The following is a 25,149-nucleotide window of genomic DNA, read 5'->3' as shown; positions in this document are numbered from 1 at the left end:
CGGCAGCAGCCGATCGTCAGGACAAGGAGCACCGACCGTGGCCGAGATCGTTCTCGAGGGCATCACCAAGAGGTTTCCCGACGGCGCCCTGGCCGTGCGGGACGTCAACCTCACAGTCGGCGACGGGGAGTTCGTCATCCTGGTCGGGCCCTCCGGTTGCGGCAAATCCACCACGCTCAACATGATCGCCGGACTTGAGGACATCACCGACGGCACCCTCCGCATCGACGACCAGGTCGTCAACGACAAGGCGCCCAAGGACCGCGACATCGCCATGGTCTTCCAGAGTTACGCCCTCTATCCGCACATGACCGTGCGCGAAAACATGGGCTTCGCCCTGCGCCTGGCCAAGGTCGACAAGAACACCGTCAGAACCAAGGTGGAGGAAGCCGCCCGCATCCTCGATCTGACGGTTCATCTGGACCGTAAACCCGCGAACCTCTCGGGCGGCCAGCGCCAGCGCGTCGCCATGGGCCGCGCCATCGTCCGCAATCCCAAGGCGTTCCTGATGGACGAGCCGCTGTCCAACCTCGACGCCAAGCTCCGGGTACAGATGCGCACCCAGATCTCCCGCCTCCAGCAGCGGCTGGGCACGACCACCGTCTACGTCACCCATGACCAGACCGAGGCGATGACGCTCGGGGACCGCGTGGTCGTCATGCGCAGCGGCATCGTTCAACAGGTCGGCACCCCGCAGTACCTCTACGACGAGCCACGCAACCTCTTCGTCGCCGGGTTCATCGGCTCACCCGCCATGAACTTCCTCTACGCCACCCTGGAGGAGAACGTGCTGCGCACCATCGTCGGCGACATCCCCCTGTCCGACGAGGTACGCCGGAGCCTGGAGCGCCAGAACGCGCCCCGGGACCTCATCGTGGGCCTGCGGCCCGAAGCCTTCGAGGACGCCGCACTGATCGATCCGGGCCGGCCCGGGACCACCTTCACCACCACCGTGGACGTGGTGGAGTCCCTGGGTTCGGACGTCTACGCGTACTTCACCGAGGAGGACTGGCAGCCGACCGCCACCTCGGAACTGGAGGAGCTGGCCGCCGATTCAGGCCTCACAGAGACGGGAGGCAGCGGCCACCAGATCGTCGTCCGGCTCAACACCGCGACCCGGGTCCGCGAGGGAAGCCGGGCCGAGCTGTGGGTGGACACCTCGAGGATCCACGTCTTCGACCCACGCACCGGTGTGAACCTCACCCACCGTGAGAACAGCGGTGGATGAGTGGCGGGTTCAGAGTGTGGTGATGAGTCCGCCGTCGATGACGAAGTCCGAGCCGGTGATGTTGCCTGCGCGGTCGCTGGCCAGGAGCAGGACGAGGTCGGCTACTTCCTGCGGGCGGGTGAAGCGGCCGGTGACCGACTCGGTCGCCGCTTGTTGCGCGACGGCGTCAGGGGTGGTGCCGCTGTGCTGTGCGACTGTGACGGCGACGCCGTCGTTGCCGAGCCACAGGGCCGTTTCGACTGGTCCTGGGCTGACGGTGTTGACACGTACTCCGCGGGGTCCGACCTCTTTGGACAGGGCTTTGCAGTAGTTGGTCAGGGCCGCCTTGCTTGCGCAGTAGTCGATGATGGACGGGTTGGGCAGGAAGGCGTTGACCGAGCTGACGGTCACGATGGTGCCGGCGCCACGGTCGGTCAGATGGGGCAAGGCTGCTCGGGTGGTGCGGACGGCGGCGAGGAAATTGATCGTCAGGCTCCAGGACCAGTCGTCGTCGTTGACGGACAGGGAGCCGCCGAGACGCGGGCGTACGGCGCCGACGTTGTTGACGAGGATGTCCAGCCCGCCGAAGAGTGAGACTGCCTCGTCGACCAGCTGGGCGGGGCCGTCGGCGGTGGTGAGGTCTACGAGTACGGGGCGGACCTGGGAGCCCGCCGCGAGTTCGGCCAGCGGGGCGGTGAGGGTGCGGGCGCCCGCGGCTACGCTGACGCCTTCGGCGGCTAGCGCCTGCGTGATTGCCAGGCCGATTCCCTTGCTCGCGCCGGTGACGACGGCCGCCTTGCCTGCCAGGTGCAGCTCCATCAGGACTCCAGGGGGTGGGTGCCGGGCAACGCCGGATCGCGGACGGCCCGAGGCCAAGGATGCTGCCCCATCCAGGGGCGTTATCGGCACTTTTGCGGCGTGCGCCACGCCGCGGTACAGAAGAGTCCTGGCGCCCGGAAGGGCTCGGCCACCCGGACGCCATCACCGCGAACATCCTCTTCGACGCGGCGGCCGCTGTGCTGGTCTGACAGCCCTCAGGCCGGCTGAACGCAGTGGTGACACAGGTCACTTGGCCTTCCGGTGCACCCGATGGCTCGTTCTGGCGTCTATCTCGGTGTCAGGCAGGCGTCAGCGAGCCGCGAGCGGGTGTGTTCGCGGGGTTGGCCGCGTAGTTGGCCGCGTAGTTGTCCGAATCTGCCCTCTGCCTGACGCTCACAGTTTTCCGAATTATGACGGTATGTAATGAAACCATTACGTCGTTGATACGTACTGTTACTTACGTGGCATGAGTGGGGCTGTGGGCGGGCCCTGTAGGGGAGGGAGAGAAGCATGAGACCGTTTGTGTGGAACTATGCGCGTCCGGCTGAGCTGTCACCGGTGATCGACCAGTATGCGTACGACCCCATCCTTCAGCTGAACGTTCTGTCCGACGGGCGTCCGGCCATCATGGACAAGGCGTTGCTGGCGGCAGTTGGCACCACCACCTCGAAGGCCGGTTCCGCGACCCACTTCGACGACTGAGTGACCGTACGCGATGACGGTGCTGATCCTGACTTCCGAGCAGGATGTGACCGCGGACATGGTGGTGGCTCAGCTGCACGACCGAGGCGTTCCTCTGGTGCGGTTCGATCCCGGTGACCTTCCGGGTGAGGGGGCTCTGTCGGCGGAATATGTGCGGGGCGAGTTCCGCGGCTATCTGTCGGCGGGCGGGCGTGTGGTGAGTATGAGTGGACTGCGTTCGATATGGATACGCAGGCCCAACGAGCCGGCGGCGCACGCCGCGGAACCATCCGCGTGGCTGTCCGCGGAAAGCGGGCAGGCGCTGTACGGGATGCTGGACTGCACGACGGCACGCTGGATGAACGATCCCGGCGCTGCGGCGAAGGCGCGTAACAAGCCGTGGCAGCTTCGCCTTGCCCACCGGAGCGGGTTCCCGGTGCCGGCCACGATCATCACCACCTACCCGCAGATGGCGCGTCAGTTCGCGGAGCAGTACCGGCACGTAGTGGTGAAGTCCGTGTCGGGCAAGCCGCCCAACGATCCGCCGATGGCGCTGCCCACCACATTGGTGCCGCCGGATGCGGACTTCGCCGGTGTTGCCGCCGGTCCCACGCTGCTGCAGCGGTATATCCCCAAGCGCGCCGACATCCGGCTGACCAGCGTCGGTGACGAGCAGTTCGCCGCGCGGAAGGTCTCGGAGCCCGGGCAGGTGGACGGACGGTACGGGGACACCGGGCACAGCTGGGAACCCGTCGAGGTGCCCGCTCGCATCACGCGCGCCGTTGCCGCCTACAAGGATCTCGCCAAACTCGCCTACGGCGCCTTCGACTTCGCGGAGGACTCGGAGGGCACGTGGTGGTTCCTGGAGTGCAACCAGGGAGGTCAGTTCGGCTTCGTGGAGTTGGAGACCGGGCAGCCGATCGCCGAAGCGGTGGCCAGCTGGCTGAGTTCCACCGCCGCGTGATTCGAGCTTAGGGCGGAGCGTGCGGGTGCAGGCAGGGCCGCGCTACCGACCGGCCGCTTCGACTGACGGCCGCTTCGACTGACGGGGCGGTGGCGTCGACCGGGCCGCCGTCGGTCGACACGCCCTCCAGCCGTCTCCTGCCGCCGAGGGCCGCCCGGGTGACCTGCCCGGCTGCCACCGACCCCCACTCGGCGCCCGCCCTGAACACGCCCCCCGCCTCCAGGCCGCCGCGCCATTCACCGAGGGCCGTCCTCGTGCTGTACACCGACGGCCTGATCGAGCGCCGCCGGGAAGACATCGACACCGGCCTCGCGCGGCTCGCCGCCTCCCTGACCCGCCACCAGGCAGCCGACCCCGAAACCCTCGCCGACGCCCTGCTGGCCGACCTGCTCGCGCCCGGTGGTGCCACCGACGACACCGCCCTGGTCATCGTGCGCCTATGACTGAAGAGCCCCTGCCGGATTCCCCGGCAGGGGCTCTTCGTTGCCGTCTTGGGGCGTCAGGAGACGGTGCCCTTGCCCTGTGCCAGCAGCCATTCGCGGTGCAGGGCGCCCAGCGGGATGCGGTGCTCGAAGATTGGCGTGCCGAAGATGGACAACTGCAGCTGCAGCCACCCCGTCAGATCCACGCCGCCGTATATCTTCCAGGCCCCCACAACGGACTCGGGCGTGGCCTCGGCGCCGGCTTCGCCTCGTACGTACGGGGCGAGATCCGCGGTGAGGCCGACCGCGCCGTACAGCCCGACTGTGGCCTCGGCGCCGAGGGAGGCCTTCACCGTGCCCGCCGCCGCCACCTTCGCCTGTACCGGGGTGCTGGTCATGTCGGACGTGCTGACCGGCTTCCAGCCGTCCGATTTCGAGTAGCTGCCGCCGATCCGGAACCCGCCCTTGAGGTCTTGCTTGACGTCGACGCTGACGGTGCCGTTCGCGGCCACCTGGACGTACGCCGTGAGGTCGAGGTTCACCACGACCGGCACCGGCCCGACCTGGATCACGGGATCGGCGTGAAGTTTGGCGAAGGGAATCCGCACCGGCTTGCCGCCCGCTGCCGCCCTGCCCTTCAGCTCCCACTGTGACGTCCAGTCACCGGTGAGACCCAGGAACGCCGAGTCCGGCGTGAGAGCGGAGGACCCGTCGTACGAGAACTCGACCTCGGGGGCCAGCTGCACATAGCCCGCGACCGACGCCGACCCCGACACGGGAGCGCCCTCGGTGACCGGGAGCGGAACCGACCCCCCGACGTCGATCCGCAGGCTGCCCAGGGGCACCTTCGCGCCCTCGGGGCCCACATGGATGTTCCCGGCCTTGGCCCAGGAAACCTTCACGCCCTGGACCAACGGCTCGACGTCGACGCTCGCCGGGTCGACCGGTACGGTCCCGTCGGCCTTGTCGTCGCCGAGCAGCGCGCCGAGCGTCGCAGGCTCGGTTTTGACCTCGGTGCCCTTCCCGGTCTTTCCGGCCACGTCGGTGACCTTGGCGAGCAGCCCGTCAGGAGCCCCGGGCGCGGGCCCGCTGGCGATGACGTCCCCGACGGCGGGGACGTCATCGGCGGAGGCGGTCGCGGATGACGCCTTTTCCGTAACGGATATGACGGCCCGTCGGCTGCTGCGGTCGTAGGACGCGACCTTGAGCGGCGACTTCTTCGCCTTCCCGTCCTCGCCCGCACGGGCGACGGCGGTCGGCGCCCCCTTGGGCGTCCCGGCCACGGCGAGCTGCCGCGCGGGGTCGGGGGCGGGGCTCACGGTGCTGGTGGGACGCGGCGCATCGGCGCCGGCCGCGGCCGGGGACGAAGCCCCGGTCTCGGCCGAACACCCGGTGGTGAGCAGGGAAACGGTGGCCAGAGCCGCCAACAGGGCATGCCTGGCAGACAACTTACGCACGTGGGAAACCTCAGGGCGTGTGGTGGGGGGTACGCGCAACAGGAAGGAACTCGCGAATACCAGCGAGTAACAACTGGCCCTGACGATCCCACACGACCATGCCCACCGCGGAGACTCTCCACAACCTCGCCCATGACGTACGTCACACCAGCACCACGCTGTGAACGGGCAGTCAGGTGGCGCCGGTTGGGCATCGGCCGGGCAACTCGTCGAGAGCTGCCCGTCGCCTGGAGGACGCCGCCTCCGTCGTCTTGAGGGGCGGCGGAGGCGTTGTTTCGCTGAGGGCGGGCGTGGCTCGACCGAGCGAAGGAGCAGAGCGGTCGACTGTCCGGCCTGAGCTCCTCGGGGCGGCAGAGCCGTGGCGGACGCTCCGCGGTTCGAGGGGCGCAGCACGGCTGCCCCGGGGCTGCCGTTCTCCGGGACGAGCCGGCGTCGCAGCAGTGTGGCCGTTACCGATCCTCAAGGCCCAAGAGGCCCCCCGATGGTGTGACGTGAGGCGTCCGGAATCACCTCAGAGAAGGGCCCTTCGACTCTCACCCGTACGGGCTAGCAAACGCGGCGGAGCCCTTGTCTCCGTTGGGCTGTGCCCACGTCGGAGTTGCGTGGCCACGGGAGCCATGAGTCGGTTGGAGTCGTGTTCTGCCAGATCTCACCATCAGGAGGAGACATGAGCACTGCGCAGAAGGGCCAAACGGCCGAGAGGCTGTCCGTGGTGTACGCAGTCCACGTCATCGAGGGCGGCGAGCAAGGGTTTCGGGATGTGTACGAGCGGATACGCAAGTCCGTCGCCCGCGTACCTGGACACCTCGTCGACCGACTGGGAGAACCCCTCGACGACTCCCGGCAGTGGGTGATCACCAGCGAGTGGGAGACGCCCGAGCACTTCTTCGCATGGCAGCAGGGCGAGGACCACCGCGCACTGGTGGCTCCGCTGCGCGAGTGGGTCGACCAGACCCAGTCGCTGCGGTTCCGGGTCATTCAGGAGACCGTGGGAGGGAAGGCATGACGCGCCCCAGCGGCCCTGTCGCCGTCCTCGGTCTCGGCACGATGGGCACCGGCCTGGCCACCCGCCTTCTGGACCAGGGCATTCAGGTACGGGTCTGGAACCGCACCGCGGAGCGGACCGGTCCGCTCGCCAAGGCCGGCGCCTTCGCCGCAGCCCACCCGGCCGATGCCGTCGAGGGCACGAGCGCTGCCATCTGCACCGTGGCCGACGGCGAAGCCCTCGGCGCCGTCCTGCGGGGACCGGACGGGGTCCTGACCGGGGCCCCGTACCCCGGCGCCCTGGTCTGCGCCAGCACGGTCGCCCCCGAAGAGGTCGTCCGCCTCACCGGGAACACACACTCCGTTCTGGACGTCGGCATGCTGGGCAACCGGGAGCACGCCCGCACCGGCGAGCTGCGGCTGTTCGTCGGCGGCGAGGAGCGGGTCTTCACCGCGGGCCGGCCGCTGCTCGAACTGCTGGGCAAGGAGGTCGTCCACCTCGGCGAACTCGGTTCCGGCATGCGGATGAAGCTGCTCCTCAACCTGCTGATGGGGATTGAGGTGCAGGCTCTGGCCGAGGCCGTCGAGTTGGCGGCCGTCACCGGACTCGACCGGAAACTCGTCCTCAGCACGATCGCGGGCAGCGGCTTCGCCTCTCCGGTCATGGCGTTCAAGTCGAAGCGCCTGGCAGCCGGGCACTTCGACAAGCCCGACTTCCGGCTGCGCCTGATGGCCAAGGACCTCATGCTCGTCGCGGACCAGGCCGCCGCGGCCGGGCTGCGACTCCCGCTCGCAGTCGCAGCTGCGGAGACCCACATCCGCGCTACCGAGCAGGGATTCGGCGACGAGGACTGTGTCGCGGTCACCCATGCCCTCACACCGAACCCGGGAACTCACACATGATCATCGACATCCACGGCCATCTGTCCCCACCGGAGGCCGCCCGACGCTTCCCCATGCCCCCCAGCCTGACCGACGTCGACGGAATGCTCGCCGCCCGCGCTCAGGCCGGGATCGACCTCACCATCATCGGCAGTCCGGTCGGCGCCGGCGCGATGGCGCGAGTCCCCGGCGTCGACAACTACGCACAGCCACGGGACCGGCTGCGAGGCTTCCACGCCTGGATGTCGGGCCTGATCGCCTCGTTCCCTGACCAGTTGCGCGGGTACGTGTACGCCAACCCGTTCGGCGACGACGATCACCTGGAAGGAGTCCGGGAGACGCTGGCAGACCCTGCCTTCGTCGGCCTGATCACCACCTCCAGTGTCCACGGCGAACTGCTCGGCTCTCCGCGAGCCGACTCCTTCTTCGCACTGGCCGCCGAGATGGGAGTGCCGGTCCTGGTGCACGCCCCGGCCGAACCGATCGGCACCGAGCGGGTCGACGACTTCGGCTTCGTCGAGCAGATCGGCCGGTTCGGCGACATCACCATGGGCATGGCCATGATCGCGTTCGCGGGATGGCTGGACAAGTATCCCGGCCTGCGACTGATCGGTGCCACCGGCGGCGGCGCCTTGGCACTGCTGCCGGAACGTCTGCAGACGGCGGCGCGTCCCCGGCACTGGGGCGGGGGCGCGCCGTCGGCGCCGCCCTCCGCCCCGCCGGCGGCCGACCCGGCCGCGGCGCTGCAGCGCATGTACGTCGACACCAGCACATTCAGCCCCGCGCACCTGGGCCTCAACGCGGAGGTACTGGGGCCGGAGCGGCTGCTCTTCGGCACCGACTCACCGCCGATGTCCGTGCCACTTGAGGAGTTCATGCGCATGATCGAGAAGCTGCCGATCGACAAGGCGTCCCGGCAGCTCATCCTCGGCGGCAACGCCGAGGCCCTCTTCGACCTCAGGAGCCGTCCGTGACCACCGTGGAAGACCCAGTCGCCGCAGCCGCGCGGTGCACCCCCGAGTTCAGACGGAACCCGCACCCCGTCTACGCGCACCTCAGGGATGAGGCGCCCGTCTGCCCCATGCGGCCGCCGCACGGGATCGACACGTACCTGATCACGCGGTACGAGGACGCGCGGGCCGCCCTGTCGGATCCACGGCTGAGCAAAGACATGTACGGCGCCATGGACGCCTACCGAAGGATCTTCGGTGACTCGTCCGTGGCTCTGGACGACAACATGCTCAACTCCGACCCGCCGAAGCACACCCGGCTGCGCAAGCTGGTGAACTCCGAGTTCACCCCGCGCCGCGTGGAGGCGCTGCGGCCCCGGATCCAGGACGTCGTCGAGACGCTGCTGGATGAATGCCCGACCCGGGAACCGGTCGACCTGCTGCCCGCGTTCGCGTTCCCGCTGCCGATCACCGTGATCTGCGAACTGCTCGGCGTGCCGCCGGACGAGCGGTCTCAGGTGCAGGGCTGGTCCACCACGGTGGCCAACACCGGGTTCGGCGAGGAATCCAAGAAGGCCCAGCAGAAGGCGGAAGAGAGCCTGCACGCGTACTTCGCGGATCTCCTCGCGCGTAAGCGCAGCAGCCCGGGTGAGGACCTGCTCAGCGCCCTCACCGTAGCCCGGGACAGTGACGGCGGGCTCACCGAGAGCGAGCTGATCTCGACAGCGTTTCTGCTGATGTTCGCGGGCCACAAGACGACGGCCTTGCTCATCGGCAACGCCGTCTACCACTTCCTCGCCAATCCTGGGCAGCTCCGCGCCGTTCAGGAGAACCCGGAGCTGGTCGGGCCGGCGGTGGAGGAGCTGGTGCGCTACGACGGCTCGGTGGAGACCGCGACGTTCCGTTACGCAACCGAGGATGTAGAGATCGCCGGGACGCGGATTCCGAAGGGCGCGCTGGTTCAGATCGCGCTCACTTCGGCCAACCGCGACCCGCTGAAGTTCGACTCCCCGGACCAGTTCGATGTGACGCGACCGCAGAATGCGCAAAGTGCCCATCTCGGGTTCGGGCACGGCAGTCACTACTGCCTGGGAGCGCCTCTGGCCAGACTGGAGATGCAACTCGCTCTCACCGGTCTGTTCAGCCGTTTTCCGAGGTTGGCCCTGGCCGACCCCGCGAGTGAGGCGCGCTGGATGGAGGTTCCGTTCCCCGCCTTCCGCGGTCTCGCGGAGCTGCCCGTCGTGCTCGATCCTGCTGTGCCGTGACCGACAGTGGGGGGATGTCGGGGTCCTACGCGGCCGCCCCGGGGCCCTGGGGCGGCCGCGACAGACTTCGGCTCCCATCAGGCTGTCGGAGTCGCAGGGGGCGGGTTGGACGCCGCAGGAGCGGAAGAGGCGCCAGCAGTACTCGAAGCGTCCGGACGCCTCGATCTTGAGGGAACCGTGGCCCCATTCCCAGGTTCTGGCGAAGGCCGCCAGCCCGGATTCCTCCCCCGAGGGGGCGGAGCCAAATCTGCCGAGCCACATTCGGGAGCCCCGGGAATCGGGCTCCGATTCGGACTTCGCATCACCCGCGCCGAGGAGAATGACGGTGCCGTTCCGTTCGGCCGCGCCGTACGGGTCGGAGACCGTGTGGAATCCGTTCTTCTTCGTCGGCGCCTTGCAATTCGGGCACCCGCTTGGCATGACTGCGCAATCCGGCGGCGCGCCCGAAACGATTTACAGCCTTACATGGCGTTTCGTGACGTGTGCTTGCGGCTACCCGCAATGTCATGGCAGGGATTCAGCGACGCTGGCGCGAGGATGCGCACCCCCAGGATGGCCGGCATGAGCCCGGAGCCGGGGGAGCGGGCGTCCGGACGGACGGGGATGTGGGGCCCGATCCGCAGGTGGAGCGGGACGCGCCGAGCGAACCGACCGACATGCCCAAGAAGTCGTGGTGGGCGGTGCTTCGGCGGACGGTGGCGGAGTTCAAGGACGACGAGCTGGCCGACCGGGCGGCCGCGCTGACCTACTACGGGGTGCTGGCACTCTTCCCCGCGCTGCTGGTGCTGGTCTCGCTGCTGGGGATCGCGGGTGAGTCGGCAACAAAGAGCATCCTCGACAACCTCAGGCAGCTCACCCCCGGCTCAGCCCGCGACATCATCACAGGCGCGGTCGAGCAGCTGCAGGCCAGCAGCGGCACCGGATCCATCCTGGCGATTGCCGGTCTGCTGATTGCGCTGTGGTCGGCGTCGGGGTACGTGGCCGCGTTCATACGCTCCTCCAACGTCGTCTACGACATCCCTGAGGGACGGCCGGTGTGGAAGGTCACCCCTCTGCGCCTGGCCCTGACGCTGGTGCTGATGATCATGGCGTGCGTCAGCGCGCTGCTCGTCGTGTTCACCGGCGGTCTTGCCAAGCAGGTGGGTACGGCGATCGGGATGGGGGACACGGCGCTGACGGTGTGGTCGATCGCCAAGTGGCCGGTCCTGGTCCTGCTGGTCACCATCATGATCGCGATCCTGTACTGGGCGTCGCCGAACGCGAGGGGCCGTGGCTTCAAGTGGGTCACCCCGGGCAGTTTCCTGGCCCTGGTGATCTGGATGATCGCCTCGGCCGGCTTCGCGTTGTACGTGGCGAACTTCGCCTCCTACAACAAGACCTACGGCACCCTGGCCGGGGTGATCGTCTTCCTGGTCTGGTTGTGGATCACGAATCTGGCGATCCTGCTGGGTCTGGAATTCGACGCGGAGTTGGCCCGTGAACGCGCGACCATCGGCGGCCACCCCGAGGGCGAGGAGCCCTACGTCCAGCCCCGCGACACCCGCAAATGGAGTGAGGAGGAGCGCAAGGAGATGGGCAGCGACTGAGCCGGGATGTGGATGCCGGTTGAGCAACGAAAGGCAGGTCACGACGATGAGCAGGTCGGTGGACCATCCGCCGCCGCGGCAGGGCACCGAGGCCTCGGTGAGCGATCTGGTCAAGCAGGCGTCTGAGCAGATCTCTCAGCTGATGCGGCAGGAGCTGCGGCTTGCGCAGGCGGAGATGAAGCAAAAGGGTAAGCGGTTCGGGATCGGCGGAGGTCTGTTCAGCGGAGCCGGAGTGATCGGCTTCATCGCCCTGCAGGCGCTTGCGGCCACCGCGATCGTGGCGCTGGACCTGGTCTGGCCGCTGTGGGTAGCGGCGCTTGTCGTAGCCGCCGTCCTGATTGCGGTGGCGGCCGTGCTTGCCGCCGTGGGCAAGAAGCAGGTGAGCCAGGCCGTCCCGCCCGCCCCCGAGCAGGCCATCGACAGTGTCAAGGCCGACGTGGCCGAGATCAAGGAGAGGGCACACCGATGACGGACAAGTCCCAGAACGACTCCACGCCCACCACTGAGGAACTGCGTGAGCAGGTGGAGGTCACCCGCGAGGAGCTCGGTCAGACGGTCGAAGCGCTGGCCGGCAAGGCGGATGTCAAAGCACAGGCACAGCAGAAGGCGGCGAAGGTGAAGAGCCAGGTGCACGACAAGGCCGCCCACGCCCTGCACAGGGCCCAGGACAAGACCCCCGAGCCGGTACGTGAGAAGGCCGCGCATGCCAAGCAGCAGTTGACCGAGACTGCCCACGTCCTGGGAGAGAAGATCGAGGACAGCACTCCGGAGCCGGTGCGAGCAAGGGCGGCTCGGGCAACCGAATTGGCGCGCGGTAACCGGATCCTGCTCATCACCGCCGGCGTGGCCGCGCTCGGCGTGATTGTCCTCATCCGACGCGGCAGGAGGAATTGATGCAAGCGTCGAAGGTTGCCTACAAGCCGGTCGGCTTTGCGCTGGGCGCCGTGAGCGGTGCGGTCGCCAGCGCGGTCTTCAAGCAAGTGTGGAAGGCCATCGGTCATGACGAAGATGCCCCGGACGCCACCGACCAGGACCGCAGCTGGCGGGAAGTTCTGATCGCCGCCACGCTGCAAGGCGCGATCTTCGCCGCGGTCAAGGCTGCGGTCGACCGCAGCGGTGCCGGCACCGTGCACCGCCTTACCGGAACCTGGCCCGGCTGACCAGGCCTGCTGGTGCGGCCGGGGGCTCAGCGCAGGCTCAGCCGCCCCCGCCCCCGCCCCGGCTGGCGCCTCCGCCGCCGTTCCCGCGTTGTGCCTGGCTGAGCTGGGCTGATGCGCTGTCCAGCAGCATCTCCAGCGCGGTGGGATACGCGCTCTGGTTCATCCGGGCGACCAGCAGGTGCGCGGTCGCTGCGATGTGCGGATGGGTCGCGGCGGGCAGCCTGGCGTATGTGGCCTGCCAGACCTCCTCGTCCGCCGCGCGTGCCGCCGCCGGCAGCGCCAGTGAGGCTGCGTCCAGCGCCGCGAATGCCAGGCTCTGGTCGATGAACGCCTGATAGATCCTGACCGCGTCGGGGTCCGCGAAGCCGGCTGTGCGCAGCAGCCCCAGGATCGTCTCGTCAGCCGCCACCTCCCAGCCCTTGCCGCTCACCCGGCTGGCGGTCAGCACAGCCGCCTGGGGATGTCCGAGATACGCGGTGTGGATGCGCAGCCCCAGCTCCCGCAGGTCGGTGCGCCAGTCGCCAGTGCCCTGCCACCCCGCCAGGGCACGCCCCACGAGCACGTTCCCGATGGCGAGCGTCAGGTCGTCGATGCCGCTGAAGTACCGGTACAGCGTGCTCGGGTCCGCCCCCAGGGCAGTGCCGAGGCGGCGGACGGTCAGGCCCGCGCTCCCGTGCTCCCGCAGCATGCGCAGCGCGGTCTCCACGATCAGCTGTTCCGAGAGCACCGCGCCGTTCTTCGTGGGTCGCCGCCGTCTCCGGGACTCCTCCGGTACCACGGGCTTGGGCACGGCACGCTCCTTCCACGACCATCGCCATGACCCCATCGACCTTATGCCAACAGCATTGACGTTAACAGTGGTGTGCGCGTTGGATCGGGTCCAACAGGCACGGCGCCCATCAGCAGCGCCCTGCACGCTGTGCCTGGAAATGGAGTTTGGCCATGCGTGTTCTTCTCGTGGGGGCCGGCGGCGTCGGTACCGCCATCACCCGGATCGCGGCCCGCCGGTCCTTCTTCGACCACGTGGTCGTTGCCGACTATGACCTCTCCCGCGCCGAAGCCGCCGTCGCGGCACTGGAGCCGGACGGCCGCTTCAGCGCCGAACGGATCGACGCGAGCGATGAGGCCGCCGTCACCTCCCTGCTGCACCGGCAGCGCTGCGACGTCCTGCTCAACGCCACCGACCCCCGCTTCGTGATGCCGCTGTTCCAGGCGGCCCTGGCCGCCGGGGCGCACTACCTGGACATGGCGATGTCGCTGTCCCGCCCGCACCCGGAGCGCCCCTACGAGCTCTGCGGCGTCAAGCTCGGCGACACCCAGTTCGAGCGCGCCGCGGACTGGGAGAAGGCCGGATCCCTCGCACTCGTCGGCATCGGTGTCGAGCCGGGACTGTCCGACGTCTTCGCCCGGCACGCCGCCGATGAACTCTTCGACGAGATCGAGGAGATCGGCATCCGCGACGGGGCGAACCTCACGGTCGACGGCTACGACTTCGCGCCCTCGTTCAGCATCTGGACCACCATCGAGGAATGCCTCAATGCGCCCGTTGTCTACGAGGCCGGCCGTGGCTGGTTCACCACCGCCCCCTTCAGCGAGCCCGAGGTCTTCGACTTCCCCGAGGGGATCGGACCCGTCGAGTGCGTCAACGTCGAGCACGAGGAGGTCCTGCTCGTGCCGCGCTGGGTGGACGCGGGACGCGTCACCTTCAAGTACGGCCTCGGCGAGGACTTCATCCGTACGCTGCAGACGCTGCACCTGCTGGGCCTCGATCGCACAGATCCGGTGCCGGTGCCCGCGGCGGACGGATCGGGCACGGTCCACGTCTCCCCGCGTGACGTGGTCGCCGCCTGCCTGCCGGACCCGGCAGCCCTCGGAGAGCGCATGCACGGCAAGACCTGCGCGGGCACTTGGGTCAAGGGCACCAAGGGCGGCCGCCCGCGCGAGGTTTACCTGTATCACGTGGTCGACAACCAGTGGTCCATGCGCGAGTACGGCTGCCAGGCGGTCGTGTGGCAGACCGCCATCAACCCCGTCGTGGCCCTGGAACTGATCGCCTCCGGCACCTGGTCCGGCAGCGGCGTCCTCGGCCCCGAGGCCCTCCCCGCCCGGCCCTTCCTGGATCTCCTGACGGAGTACGGCTCACCCTGGGGCATGCGCGAGCAGTGAACCCTGAGATCAGCACACTTCAGCGGCCCTGCAGAGCCTTGACGTTGTTCCCGAACGTCCATCCCTTCGACCCGTCCCAATTGATCGACCAGGTCATCAGTCCCTTCAACCCGTTGTTGTAGTTGTTCCAGGCCTGCGACACCAGGTTCGGCGACATGTAGCCGCCTCCGGCGCCTGGTTGTGCCGGCAAACCGGGAACCTGCTTGTCGTAGGGGACCCTGATCGTGGTCCCCTGGACGACCAGTCCCTTGTTCAGGCAGTCCGTCTGCGCGGTGAAACCCTGGACCGTGCCGGCGGAGTACGAGTCGCCGGAGCACCCGTACATGCTGCCGTTGTAGTACTGCATGTTCAGCCACCAGAGCCGGCCGTTGTCCGCGTACTTCTTCACAATTGGCAGGTACGCGCCCCAGATCGAGCCGTATGCCACGCTGCCGCCGGTGACGTAGGCCGTCTCGGGCGCCATCGTCAGGCCGAAGTTGGGGGGCATCTGGGCGAGCACACCGTCGATGATGCGAATGAGGTTGGCCTGCGATGTCGACAGCTGGTTGATGTTGCCGCTGCCAATGAGGCCTGTCTCGAGGTCGATGTCGATGCCGTCGAAGTTGTACGCCTTCAGGATCGGCACCACCGTCTGGACGAACCGGTCGGCGACGGTGCTGGAGCTGAGGTCGATACCGGCCGTCGCACCGCCGATGGACATCAGGATGGTGAGACCGCCCGCCTTGGCCTGGCACATTTCGGCCGGGGTTGCGACCTTCACCGTCGTGTCCATCCCGTCCTCCCACAGGACAGTGCCGTCCGAGCGAATGACCGGGAATGCCGCGTTGACGACGTTGTAGCCGTGATCACGGATGCGGGTGTCGGTGATCGGTGTCCATCCGAACGGCGGGTGAACGCCGTTCGCCGCACCATCCCAGTTCTCCCAGTACCCCTGGAGCACCTTGCCCGAGGGCTTCGACTTGACCGCGCATGTGTCAGCCCGCGGTGCACTCGGCGCCGCGGCGACCAGCATCTGCACGACGCAGGCCACCCCCAGGCCGACCGCCGGCAGACGTAACCAACGACCGATCATGTTGTGCTCCCTCCCCGCGATGTCTGGCTGTCACCGAGTCGGCAAAGGTTCGGGATCGATCCCGCTGGTCCGTCGTTTCGGCACCCGGCACCGGGCACCGTAAAGTGGTCCAGACCTGCCGTCAATAAGTCTGGACCAATGCGGTCGTGGATATACGGCTGCACTCTGCCCGTTCGGCTACCGTTTGTTCCTGAAATGTGCGTTTTGGGTACATGACTTCACGGCGGAAGGGTGCACGCATGACTCCGGACCCGGAGCCGCGACCGGTCGCCCCCAAGCCGCAGGCCACCGCCGCCCGCGCCGGCGACACCGCGGCCGCGCGACTCAAGGAACGGATCTACGCGACCATCACCCTCACCGCTGTCGTGGTCACCCTCGCCGAGGCGGAAGCGACCGACCACGTCGAAGCGGCGCTCACGGTGGCTGTGACAGCGCTCGGGGTCTGGCTGGCCACGATCGTCGCGGACGAGCAGGCGCACCGGGCCATGAGCGGACGCGGCGCGAACCGGGCGGAAATCCGGACGGCGATGCATGTCTCCAGCCCTTTGCTGCTGAGCGCCGTGGGGCCACTGGTGCTGATCGGCATGTCGGCACTGGGCGTGATGGTGCTGGTCACCGCGCTGCTGATCAGCGCCGGGGTCGAAGTGGCGGGCCTGTTCCTGTTGGGCTGGCGGACCGGCCTGCGGATGGGCAACGGGCCGCTGAGCGCACTCACCTCAGGCCTTCTGGACACCGCGATCGGCGCAGGGGTCGTGGCCGTGAAGCTGCTCGCGGGTCACTGAGCTACGTCAACGCATCATCGCCATGAGGACGATGACGCACTTGCCCGCTGCGAACGGGGGCGGTGCGGCGCACCGTCCGGTGTGCCGCGCGACGTGCGGGTTTGGTCGTGGCGGAGATCCCATCACCTGCAGTCCGGCAGCGCGAGGGTGCATCGCCGGGCGGCCGGAGCTGAGGAATCGCCAAATGTGCTGCTATGCAGGTGAGTTCACCGTGGACTCGCTGTCTGGGTGGAATCGCACGGGAGATATGCTGCGGGCGCTCCTGCTGGCCTCTGACGCACAGGCGCTGCTGTTGATCACGAAGTCGATTGGGGCAGCAGGTCACACTCCATCGCCGTACCAACCAAGCGTTGCTTCTCGGAGGCCTCGTGACCACCCCGTACTCAGACCCGACCGGCACCTCCGGCAACTCGTCCGCGCCCGTCCCACCTCCCGGGTGCCCCGCGCATGCTCAAGGGCCCAGTGGGCTTCGGCGGTTGTACGGGCCGGAGGCAGAGGGCTTGCCGCAGGCGCTGTACGAGAAGCTGCGCCAGGAGCACGGCCCGGTGGCGCCAGTGCTGCTCCCTGGTGATGTGCCGGCCTGGCTGGTCCTGGGGCACCGCGAAAACCTGGAGGTAATGCGCACCCCCTCGCTGTTCTCCTGCGACTCCCACAACTGGAACGTCAAACTGCAGGCGGACTCCCCCCTGCTCCCGATCACCGCGTGGCAGCCGCTCGTGGCTTTCACCGACGGCGAGGAGCACGCCCGGCTGCGGAGCGCGATAACCGACAGCCTGGACCGCTTCAGCCGCCACGGAATCCGCCGCTACGTCGTGCGGTACGCGAACCAGCTGATCGACGACTTCGCCGCAACAGGCCAGGCCGACCTGGTGGCCGGCTTCGCCGAGAAGCTTCCGGTTCTGGTCCTGGCCGTGCAGTTCGGCATACCCGAGAAGGACGCGCTGCCGCTGGGCGAGGCCGTGCGTGACATGGTCAAGGGCACCCAGACGGCTCTCCAGAGCAACCAGTTCGTCGTGGACACCATGTGGGAGCTGGTCAAGCGCAAGCAGGAAAAGCCTGGCGAGGACTTCGCCAGCTCGCTGCTCCGCCACGAGTCGGATCTCACTGACACCGAAGTGATGGAGCATCTGCGGCATGCGATCGTCGCTGCGGTTGAGAATACGGTCAACCTGATCGCCAACACGCTGCGGATGGTGCTGACCGACCGTCGCTTCCGCGGGAGTCTGTCCGGCGGCCAGATGACGCTGCCGGACGGGCTGGACCAGGTGTTCTGGGACGCCCCACCCCTCGGGGTGGTGCCCACCCGTTGGGCGACCGGCGACAGGGTGCTGGGCGGCCAGCAGATCAGGGCCGGCGACATGGTGATGCTGGGACTGGCTGCAGGCAACGTCGACCCCGAGATCCGGCCCGATCTGAACGCGCCGGTGCGGCAACCGTTCACACCTCGCCTTCGGCGCCGGACCGCACGAGTGCCCCGGCCAGGACATCGGACGGGCCATCGCGGACACCGGCATCGACACGCTGCTGATGCGGCTGCCCGACGTGCAGCTCTCGGTGCCCGAGACCGAGTTGCACGTGACTGCTTCCTTGGTTTCCGGCCGCCTGGACAGCCTGCCCGTGCGGTTCACTCCGCGGCGCCCGGGGAGGGAGGGCGAAGCCACCGCGGCCGCGACCGCCGCCGCGCGTGCGGCTTCGCTGGGGCAGCCGCTGCCGGCGGCCGAGCCGACGGCTGAGCCCTCGTACGCGTCCGCGGGCACCGTAGCCCGAGGGCCCTGGTGGCGCAGGCTCATCGGGCGGCGGAGCTCGCGCTAGCGCATGGCAGAGGCCCGGACCACGATGCGATGCGGTCCGGGCCTCTGTCTCGGTTCCCAGGCGGAGATGAGGAACGCATCCCCTCGGTCAGGGGCATCAGCCCGGTTCGTGAACCGGCTCGGCCCGGGCGGCGGCAGCCGCCTCAGAGGGTCAGGTTCGCTCGCCGGCGTGGAGGTGGACCGGCAGAGCCTCAAAGCCCTGTAGTGGGATGGAAGAGATGCGGTCGGGGTCGGAGGCCAGTGTGACGCCGGGGTAGCGGCTGAACAGGGCGGCCAGTGCGATCTCGGTCTCGAGCTTGGCCAATCGAGCGCCCAGGCAGTAGTGGGCGCCAAAGCCGAATGCGACGTGCTCGCGGCTCGTGGGGCGGGTGACGTCGAAGCCATCGGCGTTCTCGTGCCGGCTCGGGTCGCGGCCGGCGGCGACCAGGCTGGCGATGACGGGATCCCCCTTGGCCACCCGGACGTCCGCAATCTCGGTGTCCTTGACGGCGTACCTCATGAGCGCGTGCCGCACCGGCGAGGAGAAACGAAGCCCTTCCTCGACCACGGCGGCCCACGTCTGGGCGTCGTCGGCGTCACGGGCGATCGCGCGACCAGCTCCTGCTCGCTCAGCCGGTCGCCGTCGTCGCGGGCCCGAATCAGCGCGGTGGTCAGATCGTCCCCGGGATCCGTGCGTTTGATCGCGATCAGCGCCGAGAGGGAGCGGTGAATGTCCGCCACGACTACGCGGATGTCCGCCTCGCCGGTGGCTTCCTGAGGCATCACCAGTCGGTCGAAGCGATGGCGCAGTTCGGACACGACGGTGTCGGGTACGCCGAGGACCTCGCAGATGACCCGCACCGGAAGCGGATAGGCGAAGAGCTCACGCAGGTCGACCGGCTCACCCGGATCCAGGGAGTCCAGACCGTCCAGCAACTCGTTGGCGATCTCTTCAATGCGCGGCCGGAGCGCTTCGATGGGCGCACGGTTGAAAGCGGAGATCACCAGCTGCCGCAGCCGGCGGTGATCGTCGCCGCCCTCGTGGAGCATCGCCGCTCCGCGGACGAGGGCGATCAGCTCCCAGTCGTCCGGTATCCGGCCCGCCTTCAGTGCAGGCCAGTGCTCAGGGTCCTTGGTCAGATCCTCATGGCCTAGAACCGCCTTCGCGGTGGCGAGGTCCGTGGCTGCCCAGGCTGCTACACCCCCGGGCAACTCCACCGGAACCAGGGGGCCCTGAGCGCGAAGCCGTCTCGCTTCGTCACCGGGGTCAGTGTTGGGATCGAGCGAGAAGAGCTTGCGGTGGGTCAGGTCCACGAACACTCCATCGGTAGGACAGCGGACTCAGAAAGTGCGCCATTCGTAAGGCAGTTCTGATCCAGAGTCTGCCAACTCGCCATGGGACCAAACGGCCAGGCCCTCTGGTGTGGCGCGGAACGCCGCGAAAACTCCGCGCAACATCCCTCCCCGTATCCCTTGATACGGCGGGACGGCGCGAGGCCGCCCGCCGGACAATAGGAGCCATGAATGCTGATGCTTACGGCGCGGAGAAACCGGTGGCGCAGCGCCCGCCGGATGCTGGTCGTCTCCGGGGTGGCAACGGCGGCGGTCGTGTCGCTGGCAGCGTGCGGCCGTAGCGACGGCGAAGGCGGGGACGAGGCCGCCGACAGCGGCAAGGACAAGAGCCTTCAGTACGCGAAGTGCCTACGGGACCAGGGTGTTGACGTTGCGGACCCCAAGCCCGGGGAACAGGTGAACCAGTTCCCCGCAGACCTTCCACGGGCCAAGGTGGAAGCCGCGCAGGATGCATGCAAGAAGTACGCCCCTCAGGCGCACACCGAAGAGGAGATGGCCGATTTCCAGAAGGAGGCTCTGGAACTGGCCAAATGCTTCCGGAAGAACGGCGTCGAGGTCGACGACCCGGTGAATGGCGCCTTCATCCCACCACAGGGCGAGGCGGCCCAGAGCACGCCGACTTTCAAGAAGGCGATGGAGGCATGCAAGCAGTACATGAAGGGCGAGGAGCGGGACGTGAGCGGCCAGTGAGCCGGAAGCGATGGCCGAAGACCGTGCTGGTCACGGGTGTGGTGGTGCTGGCCGGGGGCGGGGTGTCCGTTGCCGCACTTGGACTGGGCGGCGGTGCCGACACGACGGCCGCGACACATTCCGCCCAACTGCCGTCCGCCACCGGTGAGATCAGCCGCAGCGATCTGGCCGCCTCAAAGCTGGTCGCGGGCGAACTGGGCTACGGGGATCCGGTCACGGTGAGCGGCCGACTGCCTGGCACGGTCACCTGGCTACCGGAGCCGGGGTCGACGGTGGGGCGCGGGGATACGCTCTACAAGGTCGACAACCAGCCCGTGACGCTGATGTACGGCACCGTCCCGATGTACCGGGACCTGGTGCCCGGCACCGAGGGGCCGGATGTCGAGCAGCTCAACGACAACCTGCGGGCGCTGGGTTACGACGCCCCCGACGGGGACGACTACACCGCCCGTACAGCTGCCGCACTCCGCGCGTTCCAGAAGAAGCGGGGCGTGAAGACGACCGGCGAGCTCAAGAATGGGCAGGCCGCCTTCGCCTCCGGACTGATCCGTGTCGCCGCACTGGAGGCCGCCGTGGGCGATCCGGCGAACGGCAGGATCCTGAGGCACACGAGCCGGGAGAAGCGCGTCAGCGCCGAACTGGACGTCGGTGACCAGGGGTTGGCCAAGAAGGGCGCGTCTGTGGGTGTGGTCCTGCCCGATGGCACCACCGTCACGGGGAAGGTCAGCACCGTACGGACGGTGTCACCGCCCAAGGACGACGTCGCACAGCAGGGCGGCGGCGGTGAAAAGCCGCAGACCAAGGTCGAGGTGGAGATCGAGATCCCCGATCAGAAGAAGCTGAAGGGCCTGGACGCGGCCACGGTGGATGTGAAGTTCATCAGCGCCACCGCGCAGAAGGCCATGTCCGTGCCCGTCACCGCACTGGTGGCGCTGCCTGACGACGGTGGGTACGCAGTGCAGGTCGTCGAGGGCGGCGGCCGGACCCGTACCGTGCCCGTCACGCTCGGGCTCTTCGCCCAGGGCCGGGTCGAGATCACCGGCAAGGGGCTGCGCGAGGGCATGAGGGTGGGGGTGCCCAAGTGACCGCACTCCCCTCTGCCGCCGGCTCATCCGTCGTCGTACTGGAGGAGGTGACCCGTACGTACGCCGGGGGAGTCGCCGCGCTCGTCGGCGTCAGCCTGACCGTTCACCGCGGTGAAATGGCCGCGATCGTCGGGCCTTCCGGGTCTGGGAAATCCACCATGCTGAACGTGATTGGGACATTGGACCGGCCCACCTCGGGCCGCGTCGTCATCGACGGCCATGACGTGGCCGCCCTCTCCGACCGGCAGCTCTCGGCCCTGCGCGCGCAGAGCATCGCCTTCGTCTTCCAGCAGTTCCACCTCCCGGCCGGAGTCTCCGCGCTCGACAGCGTCGCGTACGGACTCCTCTACAGCGGCACCGGACAGCGCGCGCGCCGCGAGCGGGCGGCGGCCGCCCTGGAACGGGTGGGGCTCGGCCATCGCCTCGACCACCGCCCGCACGAGCTGTCCGGCGGTGAGAAGCAGCGCGTCGCGATCGCCCGTGCGGTGGTCGGTGAACCGGCCGTCCTGCTCGCCGACGAGCCCACCGGAGCGCTCGACTCCAAGGCGGGTGCGGCGGTGATGGAGCTGCTGCACGAGCTGCACGAATTGGGAACCACCATCCTCGTCATCACCCACGACCGCTCCATCGCGGACTCGCTGCCCCGCCAGGTGGCCATGCTCGACGGACGCGTGCAGTCCGACTCCGCCACAGCCACAGCCACAGCCACAGCGACCGCCACCGCGACCGATTCCGCCGCGCTGGGGGCCACATGCTGACCCCGGCCCGTCTCAGCCCCGCCGACTGTGTACGTGTCGGAGGGTTCGGCCTGCGCAGCCGTCCCGTACGCGTCCTGCTGTCCGCGCTCGGCATCGCCATCGGCATCGCGGCCATGGTCTCGGTCGTCGGTATCTCCAGCTCCAGCCGGGCCGAGCTGGACCGCACCCTCGCCCGGCTCGGCACGAATCTGCTGACAGCCACGCCCGGGCAGTCCCTCGACGGCGGCACGGCAAAGCTGCCCGAGGAAGCCATGGACATGATTGGCCGGATCGAGGGTGCGGAGTCGGCCACCGCGATCGGGACGATCGACGGCGTGAAGACCTACCGGACGGACAAGATCCCCAAGGCGCAGTCCAACGGGATCACCGCCGCGGGTGCCTGGCAGGATCTGCTGAAGTCGGTGGGCGCCACCATGGCGCGCGGCAACTGGCTCAACGAGGCCACCGGCGAGTATCCGGTCACCGTCCTCGGTGCCACCACCGCGCAGCTGCTGGGCGTCACCGAACCCGGGCCGGACACCAGGGTCTGGCTCGGCGGCCAGTGGTTCACCGTCGCAGGCATCCTCGCCCCGGTGCCGCTCGCCCCCGAGCTGGACACCGCCGCCCTGGTCGGCTGGGACGCGGCCAGGAAATACCTCGGCTTCGACGGTCACCCGACCCTCGTCTACACCCGGGCCGCCGAGAAGTCCGTCGGCAGGGTACGGGAGTTGATCGGCCCGACCGCGAACCCGGCCGACCCCACCACCGTGAAGGTCTCCCGCCCCTCCGACGCACTCGTCGCCCAGCAGGCCGGCGACAAGGCCTTCACCGGGCTGCTGCTGGGGCTGGGCGGCGTGGCGCTGCTGGTCGGTGGGATCGGTGTCGCCAACACCATGGTCATCTCGGTTCTGGAGCGCCGCGGCGAAGTGGGCCTCAGACGCTCCTTGGGCGCCACCCGGAGCCAGGTGTGCATGCAGTTCCTCACCGAGTCGCTGCTGCTGTCCGCGCTCGGCGGCGGGGCGGGCGTGGTGATCGGCTCGGCGGTCACCGCCACGTACGCCGCTACGCAGGGCTGGCCGGTGGTGGTGCCGCCGTGGGTGATGGGAGGTGGGGTCGGCTCGACTCTGTTGATCGGCGGCGTGGCCGGTCTCTATCCGGCGGTACGCGCCGCCGGGCTAGCCCCCACGGTGGCGCTCGCCGCGACCTGACCACCCTGATCGGCCACCGTTGAATCACATCCTGAGCAAGTAAGGGAGAACGACGTGCGGGTACTTGTCGCCGAGGACGACGCGCTGATCGCCGAGATGGTCACCCTCGGGCTGCGCCGCCACGGATTCGCGGTGGACACCGTCCACGACGGAGCCGAGGCGGCACACAGCCTCCAGGTCAACGACTACGACGTCGTGGTCCTGGACCGGGACCTGCCCGGGGTGCACGGGGATGTTGTCGCCGCCGACCTGGTCGGCTCGGGGGCGAGGACCCGCATCCTGATGCTCACCGCGGCCGGCGGTCTGCACGACCGGGTCCAGGGCCTCAACCTGGGGGCCGACGACTATCTCGCCAAGCCCTTCGAGTACGACGAACTCATCGCCAGGGTCCACGCGTTGTGCCGCCGCAGCGCACCGCCCCTGCCGCCGGTACTGAAGAAGTCGGGCGTGGTGCTCAACACCGCGCAGCGCACCGCCTCACGGGACGGCCGGCTGCTCGATCTCACGCCGAAGGAGTTTGCCGTACTGCATCTGCTGCTGGCGGCCGACGGGGCCCCGGTCGGCGCGGAGGAGCTCCTTGAGCGTGCCTGGGACGAGCACGCCGACCCGTTCACCTCAGCGGTCCGCGTCACCGTGAGCAAGCTGCGCGGCAAACTCGGCGAACCGCCCCTGATCCGGACCGTACAGGGCGTGGGGTACGCACTGTGAGGGCCTTGGCGGCACGTGCGGTGCGGGGGCGGGGCGGGGGGCGGGCGCGCGCGCACCGGGCCACAGTCCGTACCCGCATCGCTGCCGTCTACGGCCTGGTGTTCGTCCTGCTCGGCGGCATCCTGCTGGCCCTCGTCTACTTCCTGTCCCGGGCGGACGCCATGGCCAAGGCCAACGAGCTGATGGACCGCAGGCCACGGATGGTGCCGCAGGGGAACCCGCCGTCCGATGCCGGAACGGTCAGCCTCGAGCTCGCCCACTTCGCCTCCCGGCAGGTCCTGCTCTGGTCGGGCGCGGCTCTGCTCGTGATGGCGGTGTTCGCCGTCGGCGTCGGCTGGTGGATCACCGGACGGGTGCTGCGGCCCGTGCACTCCATGACGTCCACGGCCCGTCGGATCTCCCAGGAGAACCTGCACGAACGCATTGCTCTCGACGGCCCGCGGGACGAACTCAAGGAACTCGCCGACACCTTCGACGCGCTCCTCGCCCGCCTTGAAACCTCCTTCGACAGCCAGCGCCGCTTCATCGCCAACGCCTCCCACGAACTGCGTACCCCGCTCGCCGCGCAGCGCGCAGCCCTCCAGATCGGCCTGGAGAACCCGACGCCCAAGGAACTGGCCCGGGTGCGACAGTCCCTCTTGGACGCCAATCGGCGCAACGGGCAGCTCATCGATGGGCTGTTGCTCCTGGCACAGAGCGAGCGGGGCATCGAGACCCACAAGACCGTGGATCTTTCGGACGTGGTCGCCGAGGAAGTCGCCTCCTGCGGGGCTGTTGCCGCCGAGGCGGGCGTCGTGGTCACTGTCGAGGCCGAGCCGTCGCCGGCGCCCGTACCGGGAGACCGGGTTCTGCTCGGCCAGTTGACGGCGAACCTGCTGCGCAACGCCATCGCTTACAACCAACCGGGCGGACGCGTGGAGGTGGCCGTCTCCCGTGGCCGCCTGACCGTGACCAACACCGGACCCGAGGTGGAGCCCGACACCGTCGAGACGCTCTTCGAACCGTTCCGCCGGGGCCACGGCCGGGACCGCACCGGCGCGGGAGCGGACCGTGGCCATGGCCTGGGCCTGTCCATCGTGCGCTCCATCGCCATCGCCCACGGCGGCACCGCCACCGCCACTGCCCAACCCGGGCCCGGGGGCGGTCTACGCGTCGAGGTTCGGCTGCCCTGAAGTCCGCCC

At 68.8% G+C, this 25,149-nt stretch carries 26 protein-coding genes and 1 pseudogene; 21 read left to right on the top strand and 6 right to left on the bottom strand.

What is annotated here, in order from left to right:
- Window positions 1-37: 37 nt before the first annotated feature.
- Window positions 38-1,228 carry an ABC transporter ATP-binding protein gene (locus tag ACZ3H8_RS31920; RefSeq protein ID WP_467407741.1) on the top strand — a complete coding sequence of 397 codons (1,191 nt, stop codon included), beginning with the start codon at window positions 38-40 and terminating at the stop codon, window positions 1,226-1,228.
- 9 nt (window positions 1,229-1,237) lie between these two features.
- On the opposite strand, the gene ACZ3H8_RS31915 is transcribed toward ACZ3H8_RS31920, so the two are convergent.
- Window positions 1,238-2,026, bottom strand: coding sequence for an oxidoreductase (locus ACZ3H8_RS31915; RefSeq protein WP_467407740.1), 789 nt, complete (start codon window positions 2,024-2,026; stop codon window positions 1,238-1,240).
- A gap of 510 nt (window positions 2,027-2,536) precedes the next feature.
- On the opposite strand from ACZ3H8_RS31915, the gene tgmA reads away from it, so the two are divergent.
- The 3 genes and pseudogenes from tgmA to ACZ3H8_RS31900 form a co-directional block, all read left to right on the top strand.
- A complete protein-coding gene (tgmA, locus tag ACZ3H8_RS31910) occupies window positions 2,537-2,728 on the top strand; it encodes a putative ATP-grasp-modified RiPP (protein WP_307659487.1) in 192 nt (63 codons plus the stop codon).
- Between the two features lie 13 nt (window positions 2,729-2,741).
- Window positions 2,742-3,671, top strand: coding sequence for an ATP-grasp ribosomal peptide maturase (gene tgmB, locus ACZ3H8_RS31905; RefSeq protein ID WP_467407738.1), 930 nt, complete (start codon window positions 2,742-2,744; stop codon window positions 3,669-3,671).
- A 181-nt stretch (window positions 3,672-3,852) separates the two neighbouring features.
- Window positions 3,853-4,114: pseudogene (locus ACZ3H8_RS31900) on the top strand (SpoIIE family protein phosphatase); the annotation flags it as partial.
- A 56-nt stretch (window positions 4,115-4,170) separates the two neighbouring features.
- Here the strand turns inward: ACZ3H8_RS31900 and ACZ3H8_RS31895 are convergent.
- A complete protein-coding gene (locus ACZ3H8_RS31895) occupies window positions 4,171-5,550 on the bottom strand; it encodes a hypothetical protein (protein WP_467407737.1) in 1,380 nt (459 codons plus the stop codon).
- A 667-nt stretch (window positions 5,551-6,217) separates the two neighbouring features.
- Between ACZ3H8_RS31895 and ACZ3H8_RS31890 the strand changes: the two genes are divergently transcribed.
- The 8 genes from ACZ3H8_RS31890 (at window position 6,218) to ACZ3H8_RS31855 (ending at window position 12,377) form a co-directional block, all read left to right on the top strand.
- The gene (locus ACZ3H8_RS31890) at window positions 6,218-6,556 is read left to right on the top strand and encodes an antibiotic biosynthesis monooxygenase family protein (protein WP_398991867.1); all 339 of its coding nucleotides are present in this window, start codon (window positions 6,218-6,220) and stop codon (window positions 6,554-6,556) included.
- A complete protein-coding gene (locus ACZ3H8_RS31885; protein ID WP_467407735.1) occupies window positions 6,553-7,437 on the top strand; it encodes an NAD(P)-dependent oxidoreductase in 885 nt (294 codons plus the stop codon). The genes ACZ3H8_RS31890 and ACZ3H8_RS31885 overlap by 4 nt, the downstream gene beginning before the upstream one ends.
- Complete coding sequence (locus ACZ3H8_RS31880; protein WP_467407734.1) at window positions 7,434-8,390, top strand: amidohydrolase family protein; 957 nt, start codon at window positions 7,434-7,436, stop codon at window positions 8,388-8,390. The genes ACZ3H8_RS31885 and ACZ3H8_RS31880 overlap by 4 nt, the downstream gene beginning before the upstream one ends.
- Window positions 8,387-9,631 carry a cytochrome P450 family protein gene (locus ACZ3H8_RS31875; protein ID WP_467407733.1) on the top strand — a complete coding sequence of 415 codons (1,245 nt, stop codon included), beginning with the start codon at window positions 8,387-8,389 and terminating at the stop codon, window positions 9,629-9,631. Before ACZ3H8_RS31880 ends, ACZ3H8_RS31875 begins: the two co-directional genes overlap by 4 nt.
- A gap of 506 nt (window positions 9,632-10,137) precedes the next feature.
- The gene (locus tag ACZ3H8_RS31870; protein WP_467407731.1) at window positions 10,138-11,217 is read left to right on the top strand and encodes a YihY/virulence factor BrkB family protein; all 1,080 of its coding nucleotides are present in this window, start codon (window positions 10,138-10,140) and stop codon (window positions 11,215-11,217) included.
- Between the two features lie 46 nt (window positions 11,218-11,263).
- On the top strand, window positions 11,264-11,686 hold the full coding sequence (locus ACZ3H8_RS31865; RefSeq protein ID WP_467407876.1) for a phage holin family protein: 423 nt from the start codon (window positions 11,264-11,266) through the stop codon (window positions 11,684-11,686).
- Window positions 11,683-12,111, top strand: a complete 429-nt coding sequence (locus tag ACZ3H8_RS31860) for a DUF3618 domain-containing protein (RefSeq protein WP_467407730.1) — start codon at window positions 11,683-11,685, stop codon at window positions 12,109-12,111. The genes ACZ3H8_RS31865 and ACZ3H8_RS31860 overlap by 4 nt, the downstream gene beginning before the upstream one ends.
- Entirely contained in the window at window positions 12,111-12,377 is a 267-nt protein-coding gene (locus ACZ3H8_RS31855; protein WP_467407729.1) for a DUF4235 domain-containing protein, read from the top strand. Before ACZ3H8_RS31860 ends, ACZ3H8_RS31855 begins: the two co-directional genes overlap by 1 nt.
- Window positions 12,378-12,414: 37 nt before the next feature.
- On the opposite strand, the gene ACZ3H8_RS31850 is transcribed toward ACZ3H8_RS31855, so the two are convergent.
- A complete protein-coding gene (locus tag ACZ3H8_RS31850) occupies window positions 12,415-13,167 on the bottom strand; it encodes a TetR/AcrR family transcriptional regulator (RefSeq protein WP_467407727.1) in 753 nt (250 codons plus the stop codon).
- Window positions 13,168-13,319: 152 nt separating this feature from the next.
- On the opposite strand from ACZ3H8_RS31850, the gene ACZ3H8_RS31845 reads away from it, so the two are divergent.
- Complete coding sequence (locus ACZ3H8_RS31845) at window positions 13,320-14,543, top strand: saccharopine dehydrogenase family protein (protein WP_467407725.1); 1,224 nt, start codon at window positions 13,320-13,322, stop codon at window positions 14,541-14,543.
- Window positions 14,544-14,562: 19 nt separating this feature from the next.
- Here the strand turns inward: ACZ3H8_RS31845 and ACZ3H8_RS31840 are convergent, their stop codons facing one another.
- Window positions 14,563-15,615 carry a chitinase gene (locus ACZ3H8_RS31840; protein WP_467407724.1) on the bottom strand — a complete coding sequence of 351 codons (1,053 nt, stop codon included), beginning with the start codon at window positions 15,613-15,615 and terminating at the stop codon, window positions 14,563-14,565.
- Window positions 15,616-15,854: 239 nt separating this feature from the next.
- On the opposite strand from ACZ3H8_RS31840, the gene ACZ3H8_RS31835 reads away from it, so the two are divergent.
- Both ACZ3H8_RS31835 and ACZ3H8_RS31830 read left to right on the top strand, forming a co-directional pair.
- Window positions 15,855-16,397: a hypothetical protein gene (locus tag ACZ3H8_RS31835; protein WP_467407723.1), complete on the top strand. Its 543-nt coding sequence runs from the start codon at window positions 15,855-15,857 to the stop codon at window positions 16,395-16,397.
- Window positions 16,398-16,897: 500 nt separating this feature from the next.
- Complete coding sequence (locus ACZ3H8_RS31830) at window positions 16,898-18,130, top strand: cytochrome P450 family protein (protein WP_467407721.1); 1,233 nt, start codon at window positions 16,898-16,900, stop codon at window positions 18,128-18,130.
- A 229-nt stretch (window positions 18,131-18,359) separates the two neighbouring features.
- Here ACZ3H8_RS31830 and ACZ3H8_RS31825 read toward each other — a convergent pair whose 3' ends face one another.
- Both ACZ3H8_RS31825 and ACZ3H8_RS31820 read right to left on the bottom strand, forming a co-directional pair.
- Entirely contained in the window at window positions 18,360-18,707 is a 348-nt protein-coding gene (locus tag ACZ3H8_RS31825) for a cytochrome P450 (RefSeq protein WP_467407720.1), read from the bottom strand.
- Window positions 18,704-19,501 (bottom strand): cytochrome P450 family protein, encoded by a 798-nt coding sequence (locus ACZ3H8_RS31820; RefSeq protein ID WP_467407718.1) that lies wholly within the window; start codon window positions 19,499-19,501, stop codon window positions 18,704-18,706. The genes ACZ3H8_RS31825 and ACZ3H8_RS31820 overlap by 4 nt, the downstream gene beginning before the upstream one ends.
- 210 nt (window positions 19,502-19,711) lie before the next feature.
- On the opposite strand from ACZ3H8_RS31820, the gene ACZ3H8_RS31815 reads away from it, so the two are divergent.
- The 6 genes from ACZ3H8_RS31815 to ACZ3H8_RS31790 are packed head-to-tail and all read left to right on the top strand — an operon-like array spanning window position 19,712 to window position 25,140.
- Window positions 19,712-20,230 (top strand): hypothetical protein, encoded by a 519-nt coding sequence (locus ACZ3H8_RS31815; RefSeq protein ID WP_467407717.1) that lies wholly within the window; start codon window positions 19,712-19,714, stop codon window positions 20,228-20,230.
- Window positions 20,227-21,315: a peptidoglycan-binding protein gene (locus ACZ3H8_RS31810; RefSeq protein ID WP_467407716.1), complete on the top strand. Its 1,089-nt coding sequence runs from the start codon at window positions 20,227-20,229 to the stop codon at window positions 21,313-21,315. Before ACZ3H8_RS31815 ends, ACZ3H8_RS31810 begins: the two co-directional genes overlap by 4 nt.
- On the top strand, window positions 21,312-22,073 hold the full coding sequence (locus ACZ3H8_RS31805) for an ABC transporter ATP-binding protein (RefSeq protein ID WP_467407714.1): 762 nt from the start codon (window positions 21,312-21,314) through the stop codon (window positions 22,071-22,073). Before ACZ3H8_RS31810 ends, ACZ3H8_RS31805 begins: the two co-directional genes overlap by 4 nt.
- The gene (locus tag ACZ3H8_RS31800) at window positions 22,067-23,260 is read left to right on the top strand and encodes an ABC transporter permease (RefSeq protein WP_467407713.1); all 1,194 of its coding nucleotides are present in this window, start codon (window positions 22,067-22,069) and stop codon (window positions 23,258-23,260) included. Before ACZ3H8_RS31805 ends, ACZ3H8_RS31800 begins: the two co-directional genes overlap by 7 nt.
- A 54-nt stretch (window positions 23,261-23,314) precedes the next feature.
- On the top strand, window positions 23,315-23,968 hold the full coding sequence (locus ACZ3H8_RS31795; protein WP_467407712.1) for a response regulator transcription factor: 654 nt from the start codon (window positions 23,315-23,317) through the stop codon (window positions 23,966-23,968).
- 5 nt (window positions 23,969-23,973) lie between these two features.
- Entirely contained in the window at window positions 23,974-25,140 is a 1,167-nt protein-coding gene (locus ACZ3H8_RS31790; RefSeq protein ID WP_467407710.1) for a sensor histidine kinase, read from the top strand.
- Window positions 25,141-25,149: the final 9 nt, after the last annotated feature.

The organism is Streptomyces sp. NPDC002868, from assembly GCF_055563295.1.
Note: the sequence above shows the minus strand (reverse complement) of the source record. Positions and strands in the feature narration are given on the sequence as shown.

Coding starts and splice junctions, on each gene's coding strand:
- ACZ3H8_RS31865 (WP_467407876.1), top strand. CDS start 11,264: ATGAGCAGGTCGGTGGACCATCCGCCGCCGCGGCAGGGCACCGAGGCC.
- ACZ3H8_RS31855 (WP_467407729.1), top strand. CDS start 12,111: ATGCAAGCGTCGAAGGTTGCCTACAAGCCGGTCGGCTTTGCGCTGGGC.
- ACZ3H8_RS31835 (WP_467407723.1), top strand. CDS start 15,855: ATGACTCCGGACCCGGAGCCGCGACCGGTCGCCCCCAAGCCGCAGGCC.
- ACZ3H8_RS31860 (WP_467407730.1), top strand. CDS start 11,683: ATGACGGACAAGTCCCAGAACGACTCCACGCCCACCACTGAGGAACTG.
- ACZ3H8_RS31840 (WP_467407724.1), bottom strand. CDS start 15,615: ATGATCGGTCGTTGGTTACGTCTGCCGGCGGTCGGCCTGGGGGTGGCC.
- ACZ3H8_RS31880 (WP_467407734.1), top strand. CDS start 7,434: ATGATCATCGACATCCACGGCCATCTGTCCCCACCGGAGGCCGCCCGA.
- tgmA (WP_307659487.1), top strand. CDS start 2,537: ATGAGACCGTTTGTGTGGAACTATGCGCGTCCGGCTGAGCTGTCACCG.
- ACZ3H8_RS31800 (WP_467407713.1), top strand. CDS start 22,067: ATGCTGACCCCGGCCCGTCTCAGCCCCGCCGACTGTGTACGTGTCGGA.
- ACZ3H8_RS31845 (WP_467407725.1), top strand. CDS start 13,320: ATGCGTGTTCTTCTCGTGGGGGCCGGCGGCGTCGGTACCGCCATCACC.
- ACZ3H8_RS31825 (WP_467407720.1), bottom strand. CDS start 18,707: ATGAGGTACGCCGTCAAGGACACCGAGATTGCGGACGTCCGGGTGGCC.
- tgmB (WP_467407738.1), top strand. CDS start 2,742: ATGACGGTGCTGATCCTGACTTCCGAGCAGGATGTGACCGCGGACATG.
- ACZ3H8_RS31915 (WP_467407740.1), bottom strand. CDS start 2,026: ATGGAGCTGCACCTGGCAGGCAAGGCGGCCGTCGTCACCGGCGCGAGC.
- ACZ3H8_RS31890 (WP_398991867.1), top strand. CDS start 6,218: ATGAGCACTGCGCAGAAGGGCCAAACGGCCGAGAGGCTGTCCGTGGTG.
- ACZ3H8_RS31870 (WP_467407731.1), top strand. CDS start 10,138: ATGGCAGGGATTCAGCGACGCTGGCGCGAGGATGCGCACCCCCAGGAT.
- ACZ3H8_RS31815 (WP_467407717.1), top strand. CDS start 19,712: ATGCTGATGCTTACGGCGCGGAGAAACCGGTGGCGCAGCGCCCGCCGG.
- ACZ3H8_RS31885 (WP_467407735.1), top strand. CDS start 6,553: ATGACGCGCCCCAGCGGCCCTGTCGCCGTCCTCGGTCTCGGCACGATG.